The sequence below is a fragment of the Atribacter sp. genome (assembly GCF_035418125.1).
Lineage (GTDB): Bacteria > Atribacterota > Atribacteria > Atribacterales > Atribacteraceae > Atribacter > Atribacter allofermentans.
In genome coordinates this window covers 1-4,153 of the sequence record NZ_DAOLQM010000005.1, presented here as the reverse complement: position 1 = coordinate 4,153, position 4,153 = coordinate 1, and the positions used below count along the sequence as shown (strand labels likewise).

General features: G+C 37.8%; 5 protein-coding genes. 3 read left to right on the top strand and 2 right to left on the bottom strand.

Annotated elements, in window-relative coordinates; genetic code table 11:
• Positions 1 to 19 precede the first annotated feature (19 nt).
• A complete protein-coding gene (locus PLK24_RS00790) occupies positions 20 to 937 on the bottom strand; it encodes a cytidylate kinase family protein (protein WP_324475783.1) in 918 nt (305 codons plus the stop codon).
• Between the two features lie 289 nt (positions 938 to 1,226).
• On the opposite strand from PLK24_RS00790, the gene PLK24_RS00785 reads away from it, so the two are divergent.
• Positions 1,227 to 1,796 (top strand): TlpA family protein disulfide reductase, encoded by a 570-nt coding sequence (locus PLK24_RS00785; RefSeq protein WP_324475782.1) that lies wholly within the window; start codon positions 1,227 to 1,229, stop codon positions 1,794 to 1,796.
• Here PLK24_RS00785 and PLK24_RS00780 read toward each other — a convergent pair.
• Positions 1,793 to 2,431 carry a hypothetical protein gene (locus PLK24_RS00780; RefSeq protein ID WP_324475781.1) on the bottom strand — a complete coding sequence of 213 codons (639 nt, stop codon included), beginning with the start codon at positions 2,429 to 2,431 and terminating at the stop codon, positions 1,793 to 1,795. The genes PLK24_RS00785 and PLK24_RS00780 overlap by 4 nt on opposite strands.
• A 122-nt stretch (positions 2,432 to 2,553) precedes the next feature.
• Between PLK24_RS00780 and larB the strand changes: the two genes are divergently transcribed.
• A complete protein-coding gene (gene larB, locus PLK24_RS00775; protein WP_324475780.1) occupies positions 2,554 to 3,324 on the top strand; it encodes a nickel pincer cofactor biosynthesis protein LarB in 771 nt (256 codons plus the stop codon).
• Positions 3,325 to 3,327: 3 nt separating this feature from the next.
• The coding region (larC, locus tag PLK24_RS00770) for a nickel pincer cofactor biosynthesis protein LarC (RefSeq protein WP_324475778.1) at positions 3,328 to 4,153 on the top strand (826 nt) is incomplete at its 3' end.

The following is a 4,153-nucleotide window of genomic DNA, read 5'->3' as shown; positions in this document are numbered from 1 at the left end:
TCGCCCAGTTTTGATTCAATCATATATCTTCCTCCACTCCAAACTTACGTAAAAGATGAGTATAGTCTCGTGAATAAATAACTTTAATTTTTACCTTTGGATATAAGTCTTTTAGCCTTTTCACTTTGCGGTTTTTTTTCCTGACTAATTTTTGTTTTTGAGTAGTGAGTTCAATGAAAAGATCGAAATCGGGTAGGTAAAAATCAGGTGAAAAAGCTTCGACAACATTCCCTTCACTATCCCACTCCAAAGGAAAAGTACGGGGCTCATAAAGCCATTTGATTCGATAAAAATCGAGTATCCGTGCAAACTCTTCTTCAGATGGATGAACAAACTCAACTCGATTCCCGCCAAAATCAAGGCTGGGAAACAACAATTGCTGTTCTTTGGGGGTTCGATGAACACCTAAATTCTTGATTGCTTCCTGAATAATTTGACAGGATTGATTTACCGTATAATAAGCTGTGTTTAAAACTAAGTGATAGATAAGAGGATTTTTCCAATCGGCGCCTAAAGCTTCAAGAAGAAATTTTTCTCTTTTCCGATCCAATTCAGCCAAAATATGGGAAGCGGTTACTTCATCCTGTCGATATTTTTCCATAATTCTTTGCAAACGAAGTTCGGGTGAAGAAACGATCAACAAATGAAAGGCCCTGGAATCTTTTTGAAAAATGGTTTGTCCTCCTCGGCCAAGAAAAATTATTGGACCTCTTTTAGCCTGTTTAAGAAGGACTTCCTTCACGTTTTTTGCCCAAATGAGGAATTTCTGTCGATCAATATTCTCATCCAAATCTTCTTGATGGGCTTCATGTAGTAGCACGGCTAATCGTTCACGATCAATGCATTCGTAATTCAATTGTTTTGATAATTGAGTAGCGATCTCATCACCAAGGCTTTCGGTTTCTCTTGAGATTGTAATAATACCTACTTTTTCCACTTCATATTTCACCACTATTTTTTTATACCCTATTATATACGAATTCGCCTTCGATGAATGGTTTTTTATACTTTTTCATGGTTTTTATAAAAAATTGGTGATTTTAAAAATCTTTCAAACCAATAATTTTATAAAACACTTTTTTATAATTCTCTTTTTATCGAATACCCACCTGGACCAATTTACTTTTTTATTCTATCGATGGTGTTATGCTTGTCTTTTTTAATCAATACCAGCATTTTCTCTCTCGGAGTTGCTAATCTTCCCATGAAAAAGTAAAATAGAAACCATGAAAAAAATGCCATCCTCCGTAAATCTAATTTTTTGGTTTTTATTAGTCTTGTTGGGAACATATTTTATGAATTCTTCCCAGTCACAAGCGGCGGCGTGGCGCGATGTTCCTCCTTTCAATCTTTACGATTTGACCGGTCAAGAAATACCTTTTTCTGTTGATGATCAAATGGTTGTTGTTCTTTTTTTATCCCCGGAATGTTTTTCTTGTGATCGAGAACTATTTGCAGCTCAATATCTTCAAAAAAACCTTCAATTCCAGCTGATTCCCATCTGTGTTGGATGCGATTGGCGAGAAGTAAAACGCATTCTTGAATCTCTAAACTTGGATTTACAGGTATACATGGGGCTTAATAATTTAAAGGCGACCTGGGGTTTTTGGGAATTCCCAACCGCCTTCTTAGTTGACCAAAACATGAAAATCATTGAAAAATGGCAAGGTAAAATTGCCGTTGAATCTTTAGAAAAAGAAATTATTCAAAACGCTCTTGCTCAAGCAAAACCAAAAAGAAAAAAAGCGGATGGCTCCACTTCTCCATCCGCTTGTAGTGACGGTGTTTGCTACTAATTAGTTTCCCATTCTTGAAGCTCTAAATACAATGATTCCAGCCCTTCATCAAGAGTATCGGAATCAGTAATTTCGACGACGAAAGGAAGTGGGGCTTCCTTTGAATAGAGCATTCGAACCGCTATTTGTTTATCCTTCAGTATCTCCACCCAATAAGCTTTTAAACCAAAACGTTCTTCAGAAGAAGGAACTTGTATGGTTAATTCCTCATCATCTTCTTTTGAACTCCATAGAAAACCTTCTTTTAACTCGCCGCCCATTAAAGTAACTGGTAGCAACATAAACTGAACTGCAAAAACTGGCATAACGATTGCCATAGCCATAGGATTGGAGAAAAAAAGATTATTAAATAAATTTTGATTATCATCTTTTGAAGCGATAAAAGAGTTCGTAAAATGATCCTCACCTAAAAGAAAATCAATGCTCACCTGGTACTTTTCTTCATCTTGCGGTACAACATCAACAGTAAGAGATCCTTCGGTTATACCATCCTTATCTTCTTGTCGTATTAAATATTTCTGGTGTTTTAAACTATCTAAGTTCAAAGTATTATTAAACATGTCTTGAGAACAAGCAATAGAATGAATAGAAAAAACAAGAATAATGGTTAATAAAAAAATGAATTTAGTCTTCATAAACATCTCCTCCGTTTTTCTTGTATTCTAACATGCATTACCTCATTTATCCTACTGTTTTTCCGATTTTCTTTTATTAAGTAAGGTGTCCAGGAATGATATAATATAAAACAATTTGATGCGTGAAGAGGGTGATGGTTATCTCGGTTTTTTTTCATACCTTAGAAGATCTCTGGAACCAAAAAATTACCCCACAAGAAGCCGAAAAACAATTACGTCAGCTTCTCTATGAAGACCTCGACTTTGTAAAAATTGATCATCATCGAGCATTAAGGAAAGGATTCCCTGAGGTGGTTTTTTGTCAGGGAAAAACCCAAGACCAAATTTTAACTATCCTGAAGAAAATGAGTGAACAATATCCAAATTTATTAGCCACCAGAGCTCAACCCGATCATTTTTTGGCCGTACAGAAAGAAATACCGGATATTCTATATCATCCAACCGCTCACCTTTTGGTCTTAGAACGAAAGCCGGTCGAAAAAAAAGGGTGCGTTACAATAATCAGCGCCGGAACCGCCGATCTTCCAATAGCCGAGGAAGCTGCCGTAACCGCCGAAATTGCGGGGAGTTATATAAACCGGATTTATGACATTGGGATCGCTGGGATTCACCGTCTTTTTTCTCATCTCGATCAACTTTGGCAATCCAACGTTATCGTAGCAGTAGCCGGCATGGAAGGTGCTTTACCGGGGGTCGTTTCCGGTATGGTCGGACGACCAGTGATTGCAGTGCCCACCAGTGTTGGCTATGGAGCTCACTTTCAAGGTCTCTCGGCTTTATTAACCATGTTGAACTCGTGCTCACCTGGTATTGCCACGGTTAATATTGATAATGGATTCGGTGCCGGGTACCTGGCTCATCTTATTAATCAACTTGCTGAAGGAGAAAAATAAACCATGATTCTTTATTGTGACTGTTTTTCTGGCATTAGTGGTGATATGTTTTTAGGTGGTTTGGTAGATTTGGGTTTACCCATTGACTTGCTTCAAGAAGAACTCACCAAATTAAAAATTCCTTTTCTTATTCAAGCTGAAAAAGTCACCAAGAGAGCTATTCAAGCAACCCAAGTTATAATTACCGATCCCGAAGAACACCATCATCATACTCATCACCCAGACCACCACCATCATCATCGACCAGCTAAAGAGTTGGTTCGTATCCTACAAGAATCCGATCTCTCCTCTTCTATTAAAGAAAAAAGTATATCCCTGCTATGGAAGATTGCTCAGGCAGAAGGGAGTATTCATGGGCAAAATCCTGAAGAGGTTTTCCTTCACGAAGTCGGAGGACTAGACACTATAATCGATATTACCGGCGCAATAATTGGACTCAATTATTTTCACATAAAAAAGGTTTTTGCCTCAACCATTCCTACCGGCTTTGGTTTTATCGAAACTGCCCATGGTAAGTTACCTATTCCAGCTCCTGCTACAGTTGAGTTGTTAAAAGGTGTACCCATAAAATCAGGACATATTCCACACGAACTTACCACACCAACTGGGGCGGCTATAATCGCAGGCATAACCAACGAATTTGGAACTCTTCCTCATATGGTCATAGAAAAAATTGGTTATGGAGCAGGATCCCATGATTTTGAAATCCCGAATACCCTTCGGCTTTTTTTAGGACGTTTGTCTGAAAATGAACGAACCGAAGAGAATATTCTAATCGAAACCAATCTCGACGATATGTCACCTCAAATCATTGAATATGTGAGTGATA